Raw genomic sequence first — 20,192 nt, forward strand, 5'->3', positions numbered from 1 at the left:
TAAGTCAAATGAAAAGAACTTGCCAAAAAACAAGTTCTTTTCATTATTATTCAACTGATTTTAGTGCTTCAATCATGTCAATTCGTTTCAGTTTAATGTGCATAACAACCATCACAATTGTTGCAAAAACGAGCGTGAGTATGCCGGAAAATAGGTAGCTTGTCCAACTAATCGCCGGACTGAACATCATTTGATCCACTTCTGCGGTTGTGATGACGAATCGGTGCAAGAAGAAGCCAAGGACAAATCCCGCGGCAATGCCCATTAAGGTTAAAATAATGTTTTCTCGGTAGACATACATTGTCACTTCTTTTGGATAAAAGCCGAGTACTTTAATAGTAGAAAGTTCTCGTATTCGTTCTGATACGTTAATATTTGTTAAATTGTAAAGCACTACAAACGCAAGTAATGCAGCTGAAGTAATGAGTACCACAATAACAATATTTAGACTATCCAGTGTATCATTTAACAAGGAACTAACATGATTGGAAAAAGTAACATTTAAAATTGCTTTACTATCTGTTAATTTTTCCGCAAAGTTGCTTTCTACTTTTTCGGAGGTATCTTTTAACATCAATAAATCTAAATTGTAGACTGGTTTTTCCTTAAATGTTTGCTGATAATACGCTTTGGTCATATAAATATAGTGCATGGCGTAGTTTTCAGTAACGGCACTAACTTTTATTTGGAATTTGTCATTTTCAGCATTTTTGACGGTAATTGTGTCACCTGGCTTTATACCGAATAATTTGGCCAGTTTTTCCGTTATAATTGCTCCGTCATCAGTGAGTTTTTCGGTTGTATGACTAGCTCGGTCACGAAGCACGATGTAATCGGGTAGTTCATTTAAATTTTCAGGAACAATAATAGAGCTAGTTTGTGCTGATTGTCCTGATTTTACAGTATCAATATTTTTTTGTGACATAGCTAATTTGCTTTTGATATTGGAGTCATTCATTAGTTCATCAAAAGTTTCTTTGGCTGCAGGTGGTGCGCTCATGTCTTGATAAATAGCTGCGTCATATTTCATAATTTGGCCATATTGCATTTTGGCGATATCACTAATTGAATTTCGTAGTCCAAAGCCAGTTAGAATTAATGCTGTACATCCAGCAACTCCTAGAACCGTCATGAGCATTCTCTGTTTGTAACGGAATAAATTTCTTGCAGTCACTTTACTTGTGAAGTTCATTCGTTTCCAGACAAAACTAATTCGCTCTAAGAAAATCCGTTTGCCGATTTTTGGCGCTTTAGGACGCATTAACGTTGCTGCATTGGCGCGAAGTTCAGCACGACAAGCTACATAAGCTGTAAATGTGGTACAGAATAAAGCGACAAATAAAGCAAGCAAGCTATAACTCCAATAAAATCCAATATCTACAGATGGCATTTCATACATGGATTTATAGGCATTGAAAATAATGTTCGGGAAAAATTGAAAGCCAATTAAAATTCCAAGTACGCTTCCAATGACACTGGCAATCGACCCATAAACAAGATATTTCAAAATAATACTACCATTGGAATATCCAAATGCTTTTAATGTTCCAATTTGCGTTCTTTGTTCCTCTACCATGCGCGTCATTGTCGTTAAACAAACAAGAGCAGCAATTAAAAAGAAGAAAATTGGAAAGGCGGTCGATAAGGAAGTTAAGCGATCTGCATTTTCTTTGTACTCGCTATAGCCTGGATTATCATTACGATCAAGGACATAGTATTTCGGAAGTTTCAGCGCATCTAATTTTTGCTGACCGATTTGTACATCTTTTTCCGCACTGGCTAATTTGGCTTCTGCTTTCGCTTTTTCTTTTTTAAATAAAGCGAAATTTTTATCGTATTCTGCTTGTCCGGCATTTAATTTTGCAAGTGCATTTTGTAATTCTGCGGAACCTGTTTCTTTTCCATCAGCTAATTGCTGTTTTGCTTGCGAAATTTTTTCAAGACCTGCTTGATATTTGGTAAGGCCATTTTGGTAAGCAATTTTTGCTTTTTGAAGTTCTTGGGTTTTGGCAGCCAATGTTTTTTCGCCTTGTTCTATCGTTTGTTTTTCAGCATCTAAAGTGGTTCTAGCGGATTGGTATTCATTTTCAGCATTAACGACTTGTGTAAGGGCCTCATTTAGAGCTTCTCTAATTTCCGCATCGCTAATAGCGCCATTTTCATAATCATCTAGTAAATTATTCATGGCATTTTCGTATTCTTCGCGCTCCGCATTTGATAAATCGAGTTCGGATGTGAGCATTTGAAATGAATCTGTTAAACTTGCCCGGTCTATTTCAAAATCAGTTAAATCTGGTTGTTTTAAAGCATTTTCTATAGTCGATTTTGTAGCTCGTAAATAACCATTTGCTATATTTAAGAGATTATTTGCATCTTCCCAAGCCGCGCGCCCTTCTTCTAATTCCATCTCAGCTTGTAGAAGCGCTTTTTCACCTTGATCGATTTGCATTTTTGCTACGTCTAATTGTTTTTTGGCTTTGGCAAGTTCTGCTTCCCCACTTGCAATTTCAGCTTCCCCTTGTTTGATTTTGGCATCATAGTTTGCTCTAGCTGCATTATATTTGGAAAAACCTTCCTCTAACTGTGCTTTGGCGTCTGCAAGTTTTATTTCATTTGCTTGTAATTCTGCTTTACCTTTGTTAATTTCTGCAGTAGCCTCATCTAGTTTCTTTTGTTCATTTGTCTTGATTTTATTTAATCTTTTTTCTGGTTGATCTCTCAAAACTTTTTCGACGCTTTTCTTATCTTTTTCTTCGGTGGAAACGTATGCGTCACTAAATGCTTGTTTCGCTGCTAAATTCTTAAAAGTAAGATTGGCAATAGTGTATTCTGGTAAATTAAAATCCTGTTCTGGAATTACACCAAAAGCATCTGTCTTCCCTTTACCTACCGTGCTCGAGCCACGTTCGGACTTTTGAATATAGGCGGGTGAGCTAACAAAACCGACTACTTTATAGGTTGATTTTTTAAGTGTATTAGTTAACTTATTGCCATCGCTTTTTACAAAAGTTATTTTGTCACCAATTTTAACATTTTTATGAACAAGTTGATTATTATCGAGCGCAATTTCTCCTGATTTTTCTGGTAAACGGCCACTAATCACCTTGTATTGATTTAAATTATTGCTTTTGGATGTGGAGAATAGTTTCGTAACGATATTTTTATCTTTCATTAGAGTGTCTGCTGTATATCCAAGCTCCACTTGTGCGACACCGGAAATAGCTTCTAACGCTTCTTTATCTGTCTTATCTAATCCATAAGTAGATTGCACATTAAAATTAGCTAATTCATACTTTTTAAAATAATTGTCTGCTGTTAGTAGCATATCTGGTCCTGTTGCTTTAAGTCCGGAGAAAAAAGCAACACCTAACATAATCAGCATAAAAATGGAAATAAAGCGGCTCTTGGAACGCCATATTTCGCGGTAGATATCTTTCCATAAAGCTGAACGTTTCACTAGTTGCTCCTTTCTACCATTCTAAATCATCAATGGACATTGGTTCTGGATTTTCTTTGATGCTACGAACTTTTGCATTATTAATTTCAATAATTCGATCAGCAATTGGCGTAATTGCTGTGTTATGAGTAATGACAATAACGGTTGTCCCCGTGTTGCGGCAAGTTTCTTGTAATAATTTTAAAACTGCTTTTCCAGTATCGTAATCAAGTGCACCAGTTGGCTCATCGCATAAAAGCAGTTTCGGAGCTTTAGCAAGTGCACGAGCTATGGCGACACGCTGCTGTTCCCCGCCAGATAATTGTGCTGGAAAATTGTCTAGTCTGTGGCTTAAACCAACTTGGGTTAAAACTGTTTCTGCATCTAGTGCATTCGGCGCAATTTGGGCTGCTAATTCTACATTCTCTTTGGCAGTCAAATTAGGTACCAAATTGTAAAATTGGAATACAAAACCGACATCTGTTCGTCGATACTTGGTTAATTGCTTTGCGCTATATTGAGCAATATCTTGCCCGTCTACGCTAATTTGTCCTTCACTTGCGCTATCCATTCCACCAAGGATGTTGAGTACAGTGGATTTTCCAGCCCCAGAAGGTCCAACAATAACAACAAATTCACCTTTTTTTATCCCGAAAGTGATTTTATCATTAGCAGTAACAACATTCTCACCCATTTGATAGTATTTAGATACATCTTTCATTTCTACATAGGTCATTTTTCTCGTCCTTTTTTCTCTGGCATGTGCCATCATTATAACATGTGTTATTTAAGTAAGTGAAGTACTAAAAAAGAAAAGATTTCTACTATTTTGTAAAAAGCAAAAAAAGAACTAAACTAACTGAAAATGTTTTCAGCTAGCTTAGTTCTTCTTCATTTAGCGAATAATGGCGTTTAGTTTTTCTTGTAATGCTTCTACTACTTTGTTAGTAGCTTTTTGGACATCTTCCTCTACTAACGTTCTTTCGCTATCTAAGAAAGTTAATGTGTAGGCGAGAGATTTTTTATTTTCGCCAAGACTCTCTCCTTCGAATATATCAAACAACTCAATGTTAACAAGTAATTTCCCACCGTGCTCTTTGATTACTTGAGAAATCGCTGCATGGTTGGTATCTCTATCCACAAGTAATGCTAAATCGCGTGTCATTTCTGGATAGCGCGGTATTGGATGATATACAACTTTCGCTTTGGTTGCTTCAAGTAAAGCTGCAACATTGATTTCAAATACATATGTTTCTTTTAAATCGTAGTTTGCCTCTACTGCTGGATGAAGCGCCCCAAGATAGCCGATTTCTTGTCCTTCTAACATAATACTTGCTGTTCTTCCTGGATGGAGCTCTTCTTTTTCTGTTTGTTTCCAGTGAAGCTCTGCGTTGATACCAAGTTTGTTCACTAAACCTTCGACAATTCCTTTTAAAACGAAGAAGTCTACTGGTTTCGATGTTTTTTGCCAATCTGTGATGTGCCAGTTTCCAGTAATTAGGCCTGCTAAATGTTCTTGTTCGATTGGTAAATTGTCACCTTCTGTTGCATAAAAAACTGTTCCCATTTCGTAAAGTGCCACGTCCATATTTTTACGAGCTATATTATAACTTGCGCTACGAATTAATTGCGGCACGATACTTGTTCTTAAATGGCTATGTTCTTCGCTCATTGGCATGGATAAGGCCACAGTTTTTTCATCTGAAAGTGCTAAACGAGTCGCATCTTTTTTAGATGTTAAGGAGTATGTTAAGGCTTGGTTAAGTCCTGCTCCTTCTAAATAAGCGCGCATGACACGACGGGCTTTTTGGCTAGCTGATAAACCTCCTGTTGTGCTTGTCGCCGGAAGCGTTACCGGAATTTCGTCATAGCCGTAAATACGAGCTACTTCTTCTAAAATGTCCGCTTCAATCGTAATATCCCAACGTCTTGATGGTACTTCGATGGTTAGTGTATCATTTTTCACTTCTAACCCAAATCCTAAACGGTCAAAAATAGTTTCGATTTCCGCAGGTGTAATTGCTGTTCCTAAGATACGGTTAATACGTGTTAAACTTGTTTCGATTTTATTCAATGCTTTTTCACGGTTATCTACTTCTACTACACCACCGACTAGTGTTCCGCCACTCAGTTCAGCAATTAAAGCTCCACCGTGCGCAAGTGCCTTTTCTACTTTCCAAGCGTCTGATCCTTTATCGTAACGAATGCTTGCTTCTGTACGTAGGTATAAATCACGAGATGCTTTACCGATAGAAGAGCTACTGAAAATAGCTCCCTCAAGTGCAACAGTAGTCGTACTCGCTGTAACTTCGGAAAATTCTCCGCCCATAACTCCGGCGATGGCAATTGGTTCTACTCCATTAGTGATAACTGTATGCCCAGTTTGTAATACTCTTTTCTCGCCATCAAGTGTGGTAATTTTTTCTTGTTCTTTTGCAGAACGTACAACGATTTTCTTGCTACCAATTTTATCATAGTCAAAGGAATGTAAAGGTTGTCCGTATAATAAGTTGATGTAGTTTGTGACATCGACAACGTTATTATGTGGGCGAATCCCCGCTTTCATTAATTTTGTTTGAAGCCATAGTGGTGATTCTTTAATTTCAATGTTTTCAACCATTTTAATAGCATAATAAGGTGTTTCTGTTGGGTTTTGTACTTCTACGGAAATAAAATCGTCCGCTTTTCCTTTTTCGGATACATCGGGCTCGGTTGGTTGTGCTGGTTTTTGATGAATAATCGCACCAACCTCGTGAGCTACGCCGTTCATGCTTAATGCGTCTGCTCGGTTTGGTGTAATTGCCATATCAAGGATCGCATCATCTAGGCCAAGTAATGTGATTGCACTTACGCCAGTTTCCACATGTGCAGGTAATACATAAATGCCTTCAGCGTATGCTTTTGGTACAACTTTGCTTTCAAAGCCAAGTTCAGAAAGTGAGCAAATCATTCCTTCTGATACTTCGCCGCGTAGTTTTGCGCGTTTAATTTTAAGTCCACCCGGAAGTCTTGCACCAACTTTGGCTACGATAACTTTTTGTCCAGCAGCTACATTTGGAGCTCCGCAAATTATTTGAACTGGTTCTGTTTCGTCTGTTTGAACAAGACATTTATTCAATTTTTCTGCATCAGGATGGCGTTCGCATGATAAAACTTCACCTACCACGACATTTTTTAAACTAGCACTTAATTCTTCTACGCCTTCGATTTCAATTCCTGTTCTTGTAATTGCTTCTCCTAGCTCTTCCGCTGTTAACGGGAAGTCTTGGAAAAACTCTTTGACCCAATTATATGAAACTAACATTAGATTTCCCCCGTTTCTGTACTTTGGAATTGCTTCGTAAAGCGTAAATCATTTGTATAAAGATGCCGAATATCATCCACCGCATATTTCAGCATCGCAACTCGCTCAGGTCCTAAACCAAAAGCAAATCCGCTGTAACGCGTAGAATCAATTCCGGACATTTCAAGTACATTTGGATGTACCATACCACTTCCTAAAATTTCAATCCAACCTGTTCCTTTACAAACGCGGCAGCCTGTACCTCCACATTTGAAACAGGAAATATCCATTTCAACGGAGGGTTCTGTGAACGGGAAGAAAGACGGGCGAAGACGAATTTCACGTTCTTCACCGAACATAGTTTTTGCGAGAACAGTTAGTGTTCCTTTTAAGTCAGCAAATGTAATGTTTTCGCCAACAACTAACCCTTCTATTTGAGTAAACTGGTGGGAGTGAGTCGCATCATCATTATCACGGCGGTAAACTTTCCCTGGACAGATAACTTTGATTGGTCCTTTAGAGAAGTCATGTTTTTCCATTGTTCTAGCTTGTACAGGTGAAGTTTGGGTACGTAATAAAGTATTTTCTGTAATATAGAAGCTATCTTGCATATCGCGAGCTGGGTGATCTTTTGGCAAATTTAGTGCTTCGAAGTTGTAGTAATCTAGTTCTACTTCTGGGCCTTCTGCGATTTCGTAACCCATTCCAATGAACATATCTTCCATTTCTTCAATTACTTGTGTTAAAAGGTGTTTTGTTCCAATGCTTGGAGCAGTTCCTGGTAAGGTAACGTCAATAGTTTCTGCTTTTAACTTTTCATTGATTGCTGCTGTTTCTAAAACTTGTTGTTTACTGGAAATCGCTTCTGTTAATGCGGTTCTTACTTCATTAGCAAGTGAACCCATTTTTGGTCGTTCTTCTGCGGAAAGTTTCCCCATTTGTTTCATGATTTCGGTCATCGGGCCTTTTTTACCTAGGTATTTTACCCGTAAGTCGTTCAATGTTTTTAAGTCTGATGCTTCGTTGATTTGCGTTTCTGCTTCACTTTTCAGCGTCTGTAACTGTTCTAACATACCGTTCACTCCTTCTTTTTAGACAAAATAAAAAAGCTCTATCCACAAAGGGACGAGACTTCTCGCGGTACCACCCTAATAAGAACAAAAAATTGTTCCCACTCATAATTCGATAACGGCTTAGTAACCGGACCACCTTCACACATATCGTGCTTCTCGGGGGCGACTCCAGAGGTGAAATGTTCGCAAATTCGTTTGTAAAGTGGCTTCCAGTCTATGACCACTTCTCCCTATACAGACTCACTATGCTACTTGGCTCTTTCATTGTCTTTACTTATTTAGATAGTTTCTATTATAGTATGGTTCTATGAAAGATTCAAGCTAAAAAATAATCTCCCCATATTAGCAGGAGAGATTATCTCTTTTTAATTAGGTACTTCTACCCATTTATCCGCCCAGCACTGGACTTCAAGCATTACTTCTTGGAGTGCTTTCCCTTTTTCGGTTAATTCATATTCAATGCGTACAGGAGTTTCTGGATAAACTTGTCTTAAGCAAATATCCATTTCCTCAAGTTCCTTCAAACGTTCTGCAAGCACCCGATCACTCATTTGTGGGATCTCAGCGGCAACTTGTTTAAACCTTTTTGGACCAGTCAGTAAGACATTGATGATAAGTCCAGTCCAGCGTTTACCTAGTAATTGGAACGCCGATTCAAACTTCGGACATACTGTATGTGCATCAGTCATAATTCTCACCTCTAACGTTATTGTACCATATCTATCATCAGAAAGTAACTAATAAATATTATGTTGCTTATTTTTAGTAAGTTTAAGATCAGTTGACCAAATTATTCTTCTGCCTTAAACTAAATTTATAAGACTATTTATGGAAGGAGATAGTAATATGCCATCCATTCGTTATATTGTTAAAACGGACGTTGCAGAAACCTTCGAAATAATTAAAGCTGGTCAAGTGGGATCGAATATCGTGTTTTCTGAAGTTAGAACCTTTGATTTTGGAGAACTTGCAACACTTGCTTGCGAAAAGTTTTATTTCCGCTCTTCGAATCGTGCAGCACTTTTTGTTACTATTAATAATTTTCATGGAGAAACAGAAGTAACGATAATCTCCACTGGTAGTTCGAATGGTTTCTTTACTGGGATAGACTGGGGTGCAGCATTTGATTATATGCATAGTGTTGTAGCTGACTTAAAACGTGTTGCTATTCGGGAGGTGGCAATTGAAAAACAAGAAGAAATCTAAAAAAATGGTGACTAAGTTGATTTGACTTAGCCACCACTTTTTCTTTATTTTCTTAAGCCATACAATAAAATTCCAGCCGCAACTGCGACATTCAACGATTCACTGTCTCCATATATTGGAATATATACTTTTTCAGAAAGACGATCTTGTAATTCAGGAGAAATGCCATTACCTTCATTTCCGACCATCAACGCTAAAGTGTCACGTTTTATCATGTCGTTTAATGATTTCGCTTGGTCATCGAGAACTGCACCAATAACTGGAACGCCCTCTTCTTCTAAATTCAGAATCCAATCAAATAAATCTGCTTGAATAACGGGAATATGGAAATGACTACCTTGCGTACTACGAATTACTTTAGGATTATAAAGATCTGCACTTCCCTTGCCAAGCACGACACAATCATATCCAGCGGCATCTGCAGTGCGAATTAACGTACCTACATTACCCGGATCTTGTACCGCATCTACTAACAACAATTTTTTACCATATAAAAGCATCATATCTGGTTCAGAAGTTGCAACTACAGCAAAGACGCCTTGTTCTGTCATTGTATCGCTAATTAAATGGCTGATTTCTGTGCTGATTTCAAATACATCGTAATCCCCTTTTAACCACTCTTCCGGAACAGAGACACCACTTGAAACAAGCAGCTCCATCACTAAACCATCTTGACGTAAAGCTTCTTCTACTAAATGGAAGCCTTCCACCAAATAGGTTCCTGTTTTATCGCGGCCTTTTCTTGTTTGTAGTTTTTTCCATGTTTTGACACGGTCGTTTTTTACTGATTGAATCTGTTCCATAAAAGTTGCCCTCTTTTCTCGAAACTCAACCTAGGCGAATTTCTGTTACTTTTTCTTCATTTAAACGTTTAACTACTTCTGTAATTAGTTTTACAGCATTTTCAAAATCATCACGGTGTAGCATAGAGGAATGAGAATGAATGTAGCGTGTTGCAATTGTAATGGACAAGGACGGGATTCCGTTGCCAGTCAAATGGATAGAACCAGCATCTGTCCCCCCCATTGGGATTGCTTCATATTGATAAGGGATAGATAGTTCATCCGCTACATCTGTTACAAAATCACGAAGACCAGCGTGAGCTACCATCGATGCATCATAAACAACAATTTGTGGTCCTTTGCCCATTTTACTCATTGCTTCTTTGTCCGTTACTCCAGGTGTGTCCCCAGCAATACCTACATCTACAGCAAAGCCAATATCTGGTTGCACAAAATGTGCTGCTGTTTTGGCTCCTCGTAAACCGACTTCTTCTTGAACAGTCCCCACACCATAAACGATATTTGGATGTTGTTCTTCTTGTAAGTTTTTAAGTACTTCAATAGCAATTGCAAGGCCAATACGGTTATCCCACGCTTTTGCAAGTAAGAATTTTTCATTTTTCATCACGGTAAAATCAAATGCTGGGACAATCATATCTCCTGGGCGGATTCCGTAACTTTCCACTTCTGCTTTATCAACCGCACCAACGTCAATAAACATATCCTTAATATCGAATGATTTTTGACGTTCTGCTGCTGTCATAACATGTGGTGGCTTGGAACCAATAACGCCGGTGATTTCTTCGCCCGAGCGTGTCACAATGGTTACTTTTTGTGCAAGCATTACTTGGGAAACCCAGCCGCCTACTGTCTGAAATTTAATAAAACCGTTATCGTCAATTTGTGTCACCATAAAACCAACTTCATCTAAATGGCCGGCAATCATAATTTTAGGGCCTTTTTCTGTTCCGATTTTTTTAGCAACGGCACTTCCTAAACCATCTGTTTCAAAACTATCCGCTAGCGGTTCGATGTATTCACGGAATACATTTCTAACTGCGCGTTCATTACCAGGAATACCTTTTGCATCTGTTAGTGCTTTTAACATCTTTAATTGCTCATCCATATAAATAGTCCTCCTTATAAACTCCTTTTTTATTATAACAGTTTCTTTCTAAAAATCCTTTGAAAACGAAAAAAAAGCCGAAAGAGCTATTCGACTTTTTTGGATATTTATTACCAAGCTATTGATTGAATGTTTAGTAAGGGCAAATTAAGCGCTGTTTTGCCTTTTGTTTCTTTTTTTGCAATCGTCGGGTTGTGTAGTTCTGAGACATCAATCTCCATATTAATTACTAAACGATTTTGATCATCTGTTTTAAGTAAAGCGTCACGGGTCGGAGCATAATCTTCTAACTGATAGAAGTTTTTTATAGAGGTACTTTCAATCCAACCAATAGAATCGCCATTATGATGAAGGTGATACCAAGAAATATTGGAATCAGTCACTTTTACTTCTCGATTAATTGAAACTTGATGTCCAAAATATTTAGTTGTTTTTTCGACTGGATTTGCTCCTTTTGTTCCAGCTGGAGCTGACCAAATAAAGCAATTATCTTTTGTAGCTACTTCACCAGCAGCTTTGATTGCTTTATCAGATACTCGTTCGCTATAAACTGTATCGTATTTATCTAAATTTGCTTTTTTAATTAGTTCGATTAATTTTGCTGCATACTCTGGATCAGATGAATAACCTGTTTTTCCAAGAGCAATAGCTGCCTTTTCAAAGTCATACTCTTTGATTAGTCCTCCGTATAAATGAGGGTTCCAAGATGGGCCTTTGACAAATAAAAGTGCGTGGTCATTCATTGATTCATACCAACCTGGGTATGCGCGGAAATTAGCATCCGTACCAACCCATACCACTCCGTTGTGTTCTTTCGTTGGTAATTTAATGGAAGATCCATTATAAGAGCCTTTGATTCCAAATAAATTATTGCCATCTTTTGCTAGCATACTCTCTCCCCAATTGGATTCTAGTATAGCTTGCGAAATAGTAATACTTGCTAAAATACCGTGTTCTCTTTGCACTTTTTGAGCATGCGGCGCAATCTCATTAATAAACTTCTCTTGCTTGGAAGTTAAGCCGTCCTCTAGACCAGCAGCTTGGGAGTAGATTGGTAAGGCACATAATGTAATTGTTATTCCAAGACCAATTGTCACCAAATGCTTCTTTGCGAGTTGTAACATAATGATTTATTGCACATCCTTCTTTGATTTATCCTTCTGGCTTTTTAGTGCTTGCCAGAAAACATTGTCTTTTAAACAACCATTTCATTCTATCAAAAGTTTCTTGTAATACACATTACTTTTACATTACGTATGTTACAAAAGATGGGATGTTTTGCTATAAGGCTATTCTGCTATCCTCGCTTTTCTGAAAATAAAAAAGAAAAAGAGCTCAAAAAGGACTTTTTGCCTATAAATAAGACAAGTCATTTTGGCTCTTTTTCGTTATTTTATTACTTTTTCTTGATTAATTCTTTCTTAACCCAACCGATTGGTTCATCCTTTACTGCAATTTGATACCAAGTTCCACTATCTGTTTTTGCTTCTCTAAGAAGTTTTAAATCTTCTCGTTTATAATAGTTAATTTCTTCTACTTTTTGAGCTCCTGTTAGTCCATATGGTCTTGTCCAAATAGCTCCCGATATGTCTTCTTTCACATTACCATAGCCAGTTGATTTTGTATCATAGTAAATTTTATCATCAATTCGATCGTATAATTGTAAATCATAGTTTTCGATGATAGAGATGAGTTTTTCTGCATAGTCTGGGTCTGTTGCATAACCGGCAGTTTGCAATTCTTGTGCAGCTTTTTTATAATTATCTGCCGCCACCACGCCATTATATTTATCTTTATTCCAAGTAGTACCTTTTAAAAATAATTCTGCATGCGCATCTAGTGATTCATTCCAATCTTTATACTTTCTAAAATTAGCTTTAATTTCAATCCATTTACCGTCCACAAATTCTTTTGTCGTCATCGAAACCATAGGCTGTGGCGCCTTCCCTTTGACCCCAAAAAGGTTATTTCCTTTTTCAGCCAAGCCGCTTTGTCCCCAATCCGACTCTAAAATAGCTTGTGCTAAAGTAATACTTGTTAAAATCCCATGTTTTTCTTGAATTTCTTGTGCATGTGGTGAAAGTTTATTTAAAAAGTTCTGCTCTTTGGAATGGAAAGCAGGGTCTGGTTCTGGTGCGGTCATAATTAAGTACTGTTGCCTGACAACCGATGCAATGACTCCTACTAAAATGATAAGAAGTAAAATTCCCGCTATTCCAAGTAGTCTTTTCTGTTTTTTCTTTTTGGATAATTTTCTATATTTCAGATGTCGTCACGCCTTTCTGTCTACGAACCTCTTAATGGTACTAGAATACGTTACTTTTAACACAAATGCAATCCATCTAGGGGTCTATTTTAATGAATTTAAGAAATCTTTAACATTTTTGGATACAGATGGAATTGTTGGTGCATAACCGTTGAAAGCATCACTGACATAAATGTTTCTTTTATTTGTAACATTTGCCATCAATTAGTCATATATTTTAGTATGGTTTTGCAAGTGTACTTTTTTGCAGATGTTTTTTCGAAAAAAATCGTTTTTCTTCTATATAATAGTGATTTTAGTAAAAAAAGATTACGGAATTTGAGCCGTAATCTTTTTTTGCTTATTAAGATTTCCTTGCAACTAAATTATTTATTTTTCTGGTTAAGTTGAAAAACATCTTTCCATATAATAATACGAGAATAATAAACATAATAAAAATAAATGTAGTGACTCCAAAATAATTATCCATTGGAAAAACAAGCAGTAATTCAAACAATAAAAACAAACTCATAATCACACCAAAAATGGTCCAACGTGTCCGGATTCTTTTGTAGAGTTGGATTAACGAATCTTTATCTGTAAAGATAGCTTCGTTTGTTTTCCCAGGCTCTATAGCTTTACGAAAGTACATCCAATTACCATTTAAAACAGGATAGCAATAAACATTTTCCCAACCAGCATCTGCAAACAATGTTTTATAAGCTTCCTCATCTCCTTCATTCGCTTTAAAATCAATCGCATAGCTATATATCGCAGGTTCCCCTTGTTCAAAATGATATCTAAAAGATTTATATGCTTTGAAAAACCAACCTTTTTGGGCCATCTCATTTAAATAAGCTGCTTCTTTTTCCATGTTATCAACTGTAAAAAACTTAAAGACTTTTTTCTCCATTGTTAAACCTCCCTCGAATTTCTATACAATTCTTCAATACGTGTTTTTTCTAAAAGCAAAATATCATTGCCTAATTTGGTGATTTGATAGATTTTCCGATTGCTTTCTTCTTGAATAATTTGGATTAATTGGTCTTTGTTCATTTTAGAAAGACTACCATAAATTGTTCCTGGACCAAGTTTAATTCGTTCATTAGTCATCTTTGCTACATTTTCGATAATTGCATAACCATGTCTTGGTTCAACAAGAGATAGTAATATGTAAAAGGCCGTTTCAGTCATTGGTAGATATGTTTTCCTTAATTTATCCTCCATAATTATATCGCACCTCGATGTATTTGATACTCATAATATATCACGGTTCGATATAATTTGCAATAATCTCTTTTGAATTTTGGAAAAACTGTTTTTCGATGTCGGTTCGTTCTATCTCCTTCTCATTTTCAGACAATGCAATCTGTTTCAAAATAATCATTTGTAGCCACTTGGAAACTTTTTAGCTAAAGTGGTTTTGCCGCTTCCAACAGATCCGATTATTCGAATTTTTATAAAAACACCTCACTTTAAATTAAATACTATCTTTTTACCCTTCTTTTATTTTATAATTATCTCATTGTGATAAAAGGGAGGGAAATTTTTGATTATATTATTTATTGTATCAGGTCTACTCGCGGGGATGGTATTACCCGTTCAAACAGCCATCAATACGAGACTCAGTACATATACGAAATCCCCATTTATAGCTTCATGGGTTTCTTTTATGGTAGGGACGACTGTTTTACTTATCGTTTGCTTATTTACACAAAAATCATGGCCGATATCTTCAGAAATGATTGCCTCAAATCCTTGGTATATTTGGGTTGGTGGCGGAACATTAGGTGTTATTTTTTTAACAGCTAATATTTTACTTTTACCACGGCTTGGCTCCGCACTGCTTGTGATGATTACGGTTTGTGGACAAATGATTATGGCAATTATTATTGATAATTTTGGTTTATTTCAAGTACCAATGCATGAGATTAATATCGAACGTCTACTTGGCGTTATTTTAATGTTCGGTGGCATTTATTTGATGCAACGCTTTTAAAAGGAGGAGAAAACATGACAAAAAGATCATCCAAATCATTATTACTATTTATGGCAATGGGACTTGTTTCTGGACTACTTTCCCCGATTCAAACGTCGATTAATAGCCAACTTCGGCTCACTGTCGGTTCTCCTTTTGTGGCATCATTTATTTCCTTTTTAGTTGGGACGACTTTGCTTACACTGGTTTGCTTAATTGTGGAGCGTCGTTTGACTTTTCAACTGAAAGGTGTCGGCCGAATTCCTTGGTGGGTTTTCACTGGCGGTGCGCTTGGAGTGCTCTTCGTAACTTCTAACATTTTACTTTTACCATTACTGGGCTCAGCAATGACGGTTGTTTTAGCACTTTGTGGACAAATGATTATTGCACTTATTATTGATCATTTTGGCTTTTTCGGAGTTATTCCACATCCAATTAATCGTTACCGAATGATTGGTGTGTTGTTAATGCTCATTGGTGTATTTTTAATTCAACGCTTCTAAAAAAAGGAAAACCTCTCCAGATTTGATGTCTGAAGAGGTTTTTTATTATTTCTTTTTATTGCGGAAAACAAGTTCGGAGTTTTTGTAGAAAATATCTGTTTCACCAGCACGGTAATTAACTACTCTGGCAACAGCAAAAAAATAATCCGATAAACGGTTGACGTATTTTAACACTTCTTCATTACTTGAAGCGATTTTTAGCATACCAACAATTTCGCGTTCAGCTCTTCTTGTTACGGTTCTAGCCATGTGAAGTAAAGAGGCAGCTTGGGTTCCACCTGGCAGGATGAATTTTTCGATTTCTGGGGGTTCATCGGCGTAGATGTCAATTCGGTCTTCTAGCCACGCAACAGGCTCGCTCGTTAATTTGTAATCACGCTTGCCTTCTTCGGTTGCAAGATCCCCTCCTGCATCAAATAATTGTTGTTGAATTTGTTCAAGTTCGGCTTGAATTTCTGGTTCGTCTCCAAGAGTTGTAATCGTATAACCAATCAACGAGTTGAGTTCATCCAATGTACCATATGCATCAATACGGATATTATCTTTACTTACTTTGCTACCCCCAATAATTCTTGTCATTCCTTTATCGCCGGTTTTTGTGTAGATACGCATATTTTTTCTCCTTTCATGATTTTTTCTAGTTGGTCCATTTGAATATTTGCTTCTAAAAGGGCCGCTAGTTTGTCGTATTCTTGTTCTTTATGTTCTTTCAAATTAATGATTTTATGCGGATAAACGGATTTGTTTTTGCGAGTTAGTAGTTCGCCAAATAAATTCCCTAAGAAAACGTCGTTGTCGAAAATACCATGAATATAGGTACCGATGATATTTTTGTTAGCGGAAATAGCGCCATCTTGATGGATCTCCTGGTTTCCGTTCACCGCTTCAATTTCGCAAAATGGATGAGTACGCTCTCCACGTTTCGTCTCGCCCATGTGGATTTCGTATCCTTCAACGGGTTCACCTGAAAGTGTCACCCCCGTAATTTGGGTAGTACGTTTTTGATGGAGAAAAATTGTCTCAGTATCTAGTAAGCCAAGTCCAGCTATCTCTAGTTGTTTACTTTCTACTTGATTCGGATCGAGCATTTTTTGACCGAGCATTTGGTAACCGCCACAAATTCCGATTACTTTCCCGTCATTTTCTGCATATTCTTGAATAGCTTTTTTTAGACCGGATTCTTCGAGGAAAGCCATATCTTCTAGTGTATTTTTACTTCCAGGAATAATGACTAAATCCGGGTTCCCAAAATCAGCTATATTTCGAATGTAGCGTACACTGATGTCAGCTTGAATTTCCAGAATATGAAAATCTGTAAAATTAGATATCCGTGGTAAACAGATAATCGCGATGTCAAGTAGCGCACTACTGTCTGGCACGTAATTTTTCCCACTTAGTGAAACACTGTCCTCTTCTTCCAGTTGCAGATTGACATAGGGGATCACACCAATAACAGGGACGCTTGTGAGTTCCTCAATCATATCAATTCCAGGTTGTAAAAGAGCTACATCACCGCGGAATTTATTGATAATAACCCCTTTAATCCGAGAGCGCTCTTCTTCATTTAACAACATTATGGTGCCATAAATCGAAGCAAACACGCCACCTTTATCAATATCAGCAACTAAGACAACTGGCGCATCGACCATTTTTGCCATACCCATATTTACGATATCTCGGTCGTTTAAGTTGATTTCGGCTGGGCTTCCGGCACCTTCTAGTACAATAATATCATTTTCTTCTGCTAAACTCTGGTAAACTGCCTGGATTTTTGGGATAAGTGTTTGTTTGAAATCGTGGTATGTCATAGCATCCATATTAGCTAAAATAGCACCCATAAAAATTACTTGCGACTGCCTGTCATTGGTCGGTTTAAGTAACACGGGGTTCATCCGGACATCTGGAAAAACGCCGGCTGCTTCTGCTTGAAAAACTTGCGCGCGCCCCATTTCATCTCCTGTCGCTGTTATAAAAGAATTGAGGGACATATTTTGTGATTTGAATGGAACGACTCGCTTACCTTTATTTTTGAACAGGCGGCATAGACCTGCTACCAGTATGCTTTTCCCAGCATCAGAAGCGGTACCTTGAATCATTATTTGCTTTACCATTAATTAGTCCCCTTCCCCGTGTGCGTAAAAAAATCGGCTTCTTTTTTGAACAGTGGATAGCCAGCATGTTGGTGTAATTTAATGAGCCAAGGCTGTACTAATCCCGCTTGTTCGACATTACTTTTCTCTAAGAAAACACTGCTTGTTTCCCCGTCTGTCAGGACTCTCCCATCTTTTAACATATACACATAATCACAAATTTCATAAATTAAATCGATATCATGACTGGAAATAAATATTTTTTTTCCTTGGCTTGCAAGTCGTTCGATGATTTCCATCATGATTTTTTTACCGATTGGATCAAGTCCAGCAGTTGGTTCATCTAAAAGTAACCAATCTGTATCAAGAACAAGGGCACCGGCAATTGCGACACGTTTTTTTTGACCATAGCTTAAATATTGGACTGGCTTATGTTGAAATTCCTTTGCCCCAACAATATCTAACACTTTGGTCACTCGCGCCTCTAGTTCATTTTCACTAACACCTAGGTTTCTAAGCGCAAAGGCCACATCATCACGCACATTGGAATAAAAAATTTGCTGGTCGGGATCTTGGAAAACAATGCTCACTTTTTTTCGTAAAGCAAATAATGCTTTTTTCGTATACGAAAGTGGTTTTCCTTCAAAATAAACGGTTCCATCGCTCGGCTTGTTAATACCAAGTAATTGCATAAAAAGCGTCGATTTACCGGAGCCATTGGCACCAATAAGGCCAATAATATTGCCCTTTTCTAAATCAATTGAAACATCCGTTAAGGCTTGTTTGCCATCTTCGTATTGGAATGAAATATGTTCTGTTTTAAGCAAATTGGCTTCCTCCTAGATATGAAATTCTCCTTGATATAGCTTCACATCAAGTGTTATAACCATTTCATTATATCTTTTCATGACGCGATTGAACAAAGTATTTACGAGCATTCCAAATGAACGATAGCTATTTTTTATTCCATAGTAACCAAAACGAAGGCTCTGCGCTTTTCGTATCGCCGCCGCTTCTTCTAAGAAAATAAAGATAAACCGATAAATTAAAATGGTCAGTTCAATCAGTACTTTTGGAATAAAAATTCGCTTCATCACTTTTGTTAATTGTACCACGGGAACGGTCAGGACAAAAAAGTAGGTTGCCGCTAAGCAAGCGATACTTCGGAAAAAGACTTGTGTGGCCGTCGTAATAGTCACGTCCGACACACCGAAATACAAACTCCCGATAGAAATCGAAGCAAGAAAACTACTTGGATCTTTAGAAATCGAAATAAGAATCGAAAGTAAACTAAAAAGTAGAAATGAAAATGGTAAAAGGAGCCATTTCAAATATTGTTTAAAGCGGATTTTAACAACATAAAGCGTCAGTGGCACCATACATAAAAATAGTATCGCTTGTACGCGCACGGGACCAGTTAAAGCAAGTATTAGAATTACGACATAAAATAATGCTTTTGCTGATGGCGAAAAAGCAATCCACCGGTTTTGATAAGCATATTTATCAATGGTTAACATCGGTCTCCGCTTTCCGCTTGCCACGACTTACACCAATGACATACGCGATAATTCCTGTTCCAATACACCCTTGAAGTGTAAATAATAAACTTTCAATTTCGCCACTTTTTGGTTCATAAAGAGGTTCGAACCACGGTTCATAGTTTGGATCGATTTTGGTAATTTCTGCTTCGGCTTCCCCGTCCGAACCGCCGTATTCCCCAGTTTTATTGAAGAAGAACGGACTCACCATTAACAAAACAACTAATAGAATTAAAATGACATTGATATTTATTTTTTTCATCGTAATTGTGCCACCTTTTCTGGTAAATTTTTGCTAATAAGATTGTACATGACTACCGTTAGTAATCCTTCTGCAATCGCGATTGGAACTTGTGTCACACAGAAAATCGCCATGAATTTTAGAATGGAAGCCATCATACCTGATGCTGGATCTGGGAAAACAACTCCGAGCTGAACGCTGGTGGTTAAGTAGGTTGCTAGGTCAGCTGTCATCGCACACAAGAAAATCGATACACTTTTATTACAGTTTAATTTACGAGCAAGTTTGTATACGACAAAACCAACCATTGGACCGATAACCGCCATCGACATTGCGTTCGCACCAAGTGTTGTAATACCACCGTGCGCAAGTAGTAGCGCTTGGAAAAGCAAGACAATCACACCAAGAACACTAACAACGAGTGGACCGAACATAACTGTTGCAAGGCCAACACCAGTCGGATGCGAACAAGATCCTGTAACGGACGGGATTTTAAGTGCAGAAAGAACGAAGATAAAGGCCGCACATAATGCTAAAAGTAATTTATTATTTTTATCTAGAGCGATTAATTTGCGAATTCGTATTAAACCAAGCACTAGGAAAGGAATAAATACGATTAACCAAAAGACAGCCCATTTAACTGGTAAAAATCCCTCCATAATATGCATTGCGTGTGCGGATTCTGGGTTTG

At 37.5% G+C, this 20,192-nt stretch carries 20 protein-coding genes, 1 pseudogene and 1 other annotated feature; of the genes and pseudogenes, 3 read left to right on the plus strand and 18 right to left on the minus strand.

What is annotated here, in order from left to right; genetic code table 11:
• Positions 1 to 46: 46 nt before the first annotated feature.
• From HCB45_RS11255 to HCB45_RS11275, 5 genes are all read right to left on the minus strand, one after another.
• Positions 47 to 3,457, minus strand: a complete 3,411-nt coding sequence (locus tag HCB45_RS11255; RefSeq protein ID WP_185619922.1) for an FtsX-like permease family protein — start codon at positions 3,455 to 3,457, stop codon at positions 47 to 49.
• Between the two features lie 13 nt (positions 3,458 to 3,470).
• Positions 3,471 to 4,172, minus strand: coding sequence for an ABC transporter ATP-binding protein (locus tag HCB45_RS11260; protein ID WP_185318557.1), 702 nt, complete (start codon positions 4,170 to 4,172; stop codon positions 3,471 to 3,473).
• Positions 4,173 to 4,331: 159 nt separating this feature from the next.
• A complete protein-coding gene (pheT, locus tag HCB45_RS11265; protein WP_185318556.1) occupies positions 4,332 to 6,740 on the minus strand; it encodes a phenylalanine--tRNA ligase subunit beta in 2,409 nt (802 codons plus the stop codon).
• The gene (pheS, locus tag HCB45_RS11270; RefSeq protein ID WP_185318555.1) at positions 6,740 to 7,792 is read right to left on the minus strand and encodes a phenylalanine--tRNA ligase subunit alpha; all 1,053 of its coding nucleotides are present in this window, start codon (positions 7,790 to 7,792) and stop codon (positions 6,740 to 6,742) included. Before pheS ends, pheT begins: the two co-directional genes overlap by 1 nt.
• Positions 7,793 to 7,837: 45 nt before the next feature.
• Positions 7,838 to 8,066, minus strand: a binding site (T-box leader).
• 91 nt (positions 8,067 to 8,157) lie between these two features.
• Complete coding sequence (locus tag HCB45_RS11275; RefSeq protein ID WP_003721618.1) at positions 8,158 to 8,481, minus strand: winged helix-turn-helix transcriptional regulator; 324 nt, start codon at positions 8,479 to 8,481, stop codon at positions 8,158 to 8,160.
• 157 nt (positions 8,482 to 8,638) lie between these two features.
• Here HCB45_RS11275 and HCB45_RS11280 point away from each other — a divergent pair, with 157 nt between their 5' ends.
• Positions 8,639 to 8,998 carry a DUF6054 family protein gene (locus HCB45_RS11280; RefSeq protein ID WP_003721617.1) on the plus strand — a complete coding sequence of 120 codons (360 nt, stop codon included), beginning with the start codon at positions 8,639 to 8,641 and terminating at the stop codon, positions 8,996 to 8,998.
• Positions 8,999 to 9,042: 44 nt separating this feature from the next.
• Here the strand turns inward: HCB45_RS11280 and HCB45_RS11285 are convergent, their stop codons facing one another.
• The 7 genes and pseudogenes from HCB45_RS11285 to HCB45_RS11315 all read right to left on the minus strand — a co-directional run.
• The gene (locus HCB45_RS11285) at positions 9,043 to 9,801 is read right to left on the minus strand and encodes a TrmH family RNA methyltransferase (RefSeq protein ID WP_185318554.1); all 759 of its coding nucleotides are present in this window, start codon (positions 9,799 to 9,801) and stop codon (positions 9,043 to 9,045) included.
• 25 nt (positions 9,802 to 9,826) lie between these two features.
• A complete protein-coding gene (locus HCB45_RS11290; RefSeq protein ID WP_185318553.1) occupies positions 9,827 to 10,906 on the minus strand; it encodes a M42 family metallopeptidase in 1,080 nt (359 codons plus the stop codon).
• Positions 10,907 to 11,016: 110 nt separating this feature from the next.
• Positions 11,017 to 12,030 (minus strand): glucosaminidase domain-containing protein, encoded by a 1,014-nt coding sequence (locus HCB45_RS11295; RefSeq protein ID WP_221771106.1) that lies wholly within the window; start codon positions 12,028 to 12,030, stop codon positions 11,017 to 11,019.
• Positions 12,031 to 12,302: 272 nt separating this feature from the next.
• Positions 12,303 to 13,172: a glucosaminidase domain-containing protein gene (locus tag HCB45_RS11300; protein WP_185619995.1), complete on the minus strand. Its 870-nt coding sequence runs from the start codon at positions 13,170 to 13,172 to the stop codon at positions 12,303 to 12,305.
• 343 nt (positions 13,173 to 13,515) lie between these two features.
• Positions 13,516 to 14,064: a DUF2812 domain-containing protein gene (locus HCB45_RS11305; protein WP_185619924.1), complete on the minus strand. Its 549-nt coding sequence runs from the start codon at positions 14,062 to 14,064 to the stop codon at positions 13,516 to 13,518.
• A gap of 2 nt (positions 14,065 to 14,066) precedes the next feature.
• Positions 14,067 to 14,378 carry a PadR family transcriptional regulator gene (locus tag HCB45_RS11310; protein WP_185318551.1) on the minus strand — a complete coding sequence of 104 codons (312 nt, stop codon included), beginning with the start codon at positions 14,376 to 14,378 and terminating at the stop codon, positions 14,067 to 14,069.
• Between the two features lie 91 nt (positions 14,379 to 14,469).
• Positions 14,470 to 14,612: pseudogene (locus HCB45_RS11315) on the minus strand (DNA topology modulation protein); the annotation flags it as partial.
• Between the two features lie 88 nt (positions 14,613 to 14,700).
• On the opposite strand from HCB45_RS11315, the gene HCB45_RS11320 reads away from it, so the two are divergent.
• Positions 14,701 to 15,150 (plus strand): DMT family transporter, encoded by a 450-nt coding sequence (locus tag HCB45_RS11320; RefSeq protein ID WP_070250510.1) that lies wholly within the window; start codon positions 14,701 to 14,703, stop codon positions 15,148 to 15,150.
• A 14-nt stretch (positions 15,151 to 15,164) separates the two neighbouring features.
• On the plus strand, positions 15,165 to 15,632 hold the full coding sequence (locus HCB45_RS11325) for a DMT family transporter (protein WP_003729724.1): 468 nt from the start codon (positions 15,165 to 15,167) through the stop codon (positions 15,630 to 15,632).
• 45 nt (positions 15,633 to 15,677) lie between these two features.
• On the opposite strand, the gene HCB45_RS11330 is transcribed toward HCB45_RS11325, so the two are convergent.
• From HCB45_RS11330 to HCB45_RS11355, 6 genes are read right to left on the minus strand one after another with little or no spacing between them, the layout of a single operon-like run.
• Positions 15,678 to 16,244, minus strand: a complete 567-nt coding sequence (locus HCB45_RS11330; RefSeq protein ID WP_185318550.1) for a cob(I)yrinic acid a,c-diamide adenosyltransferase — start codon at positions 16,242 to 16,244, stop codon at positions 15,678 to 15,680.
• Positions 16,208 to 17,743: a cobyric acid synthase gene (locus tag HCB45_RS11335; protein ID WP_185619926.1), complete on the minus strand. Its 1,536-nt coding sequence runs from the start codon at positions 17,741 to 17,743 to the stop codon at positions 16,208 to 16,210. Before HCB45_RS11335 ends, HCB45_RS11330 begins: the two co-directional genes overlap by 37 nt.
• On the minus strand, positions 17,743 to 18,549 hold the full coding sequence (locus HCB45_RS11340) for an energy-coupling factor ABC transporter ATP-binding protein, CbiO family (RefSeq protein ID WP_185619928.1): 807 nt from the start codon (positions 18,547 to 18,549) through the stop codon (positions 17,743 to 17,745). Before HCB45_RS11340 ends, HCB45_RS11335 begins: the two co-directional genes overlap by 1 nt.
• A gap of 12 nt (positions 18,550 to 18,561) precedes the next feature.
• On the minus strand, positions 18,562 to 19,239 hold the full coding sequence (locus tag HCB45_RS11345) for an energy-coupling factor ABC transporter transmembrane protein (RefSeq protein ID WP_185619997.1): 678 nt from the start codon (positions 19,237 to 19,239) through the stop codon (positions 18,562 to 18,564).
• Positions 19,226 to 19,522, minus strand: a complete 297-nt coding sequence (locus HCB45_RS11350) for an energy-coupling factor ABC transporter substrate-binding protein (protein ID WP_185318546.1) — start codon at positions 19,520 to 19,522, stop codon at positions 19,226 to 19,228. Before HCB45_RS11350 ends, HCB45_RS11345 begins: the two co-directional genes overlap by 14 nt.
• Positions 19,519 to 20,169: an energy-coupling factor ABC transporter permease gene (locus HCB45_RS11355; RefSeq protein WP_010990808.1), complete on the minus strand. Its 651-nt coding sequence runs from the start codon at positions 20,167 to 20,169 to the stop codon at positions 19,519 to 19,521. Before HCB45_RS11355 ends, HCB45_RS11350 begins: the two co-directional genes overlap by 4 nt.
• Positions 20,170 to 20,192 lie beyond the last annotated feature (23 nt).

The organism is Listeria farberi (genome assembly GCF_014229245.1).
Classification (GTDB): Bacteria; Bacillota; Bacilli; order Lactobacillales; family Listeriaceae; genus Listeria; species Listeria farberi.

Coding starts and splice junctions, on each gene's coding strand:
- HCB45_RS11310 (WP_185318551.1), bottom strand. CDS start 14,378: ATGGAGGATAAATTAAGGAAAACATATCTACCAATGACTGAAACGGCC.
- HCB45_RS11345 (WP_185619997.1), bottom strand. CDS start 19,239: ATGTTAACCATTGATAAATATGCTTATCAAAACCGGTGGATTGCTTTT.
- HCB45_RS11335 (WP_185619926.1), bottom strand. CDS start 17,743: ATGGTAAAGCAAATAATGATTCAAGGTACCGCTTCTGATGCTGGGAAA.
- pheT (WP_185318556.1), bottom strand. CDS start 6,740: ATGTTAGTTTCATATAATTGGGTCAAAGAGTTTTTCCAAGACTTCCCG.
- HCB45_RS11325 (WP_003729724.1), top strand. CDS start 15,165: ATGACAAAAAGATCATCCAAATCATTATTACTATTTATGGCAATGGGA.
- HCB45_RS11280 (WP_003721617.1), top strand. CDS start 8,639: ATGCCATCCATTCGTTATATTGTTAAAACGGACGTTGCAGAAACCTTC.
- HCB45_RS11290 (WP_185318553.1), bottom strand. CDS start 10,906: ATGGATGAGCAATTAAAGATGTTAAAAGCACTAACAGATGCAAAAGGT.
- HCB45_RS11305 (WP_185619924.1), bottom strand. CDS start 14,064: ATGGAGAAAAAAGTCTTTAAGTTTTTTACAGTTGATAACATGGAAAAA.
- HCB45_RS11285 (WP_185318554.1), bottom strand. CDS start 9,801: ATGGAACAGATTCAATCAGTAAAAAACGACCGTGTCAAAACATGGAAA.
- HCB45_RS11260 (WP_185318557.1), bottom strand. CDS start 4,172: ATGACCTATGTAGAAATGAAAGATGTATCTAAATACTATCAAATGGGT.
- pheS (WP_185318555.1), bottom strand. CDS start 7,792: ATGTTAGAACAGTTACAGACGCTGAAAAGTGAAGCAGAAACGCAAATC.
- HCB45_RS11295 (WP_221771106.1), bottom strand. CDS start 12,030: ATGTTACAACTCGCAAAGAAGCATTTGGTGACAATTGGTCTTGGAATA.
- HCB45_RS11350 (WP_185318546.1), bottom strand. CDS start 19,522: ATGAAAAAAATAAATATCAATGTCATTTTAATTCTATTAGTTGTTTTG.
- HCB45_RS11330 (WP_185318550.1), bottom strand. CDS start 16,244: ATGCGTATCTACACAAAAACCGGCGATAAAGGAATGACAAGAATTATT.
- HCB45_RS11275 (WP_003721618.1), bottom strand. CDS start 8,481: ATGACTGATGCACATACAGTATGTCCGAAGTTTGAATCGGCGTTCCAA.
- HCB45_RS11355 (WP_010990808.1), bottom strand. CDS start 20,169: ATGCATATTATGGAGGGATTTTTACCAGTTAAATGGGCTGTCTTTTGG.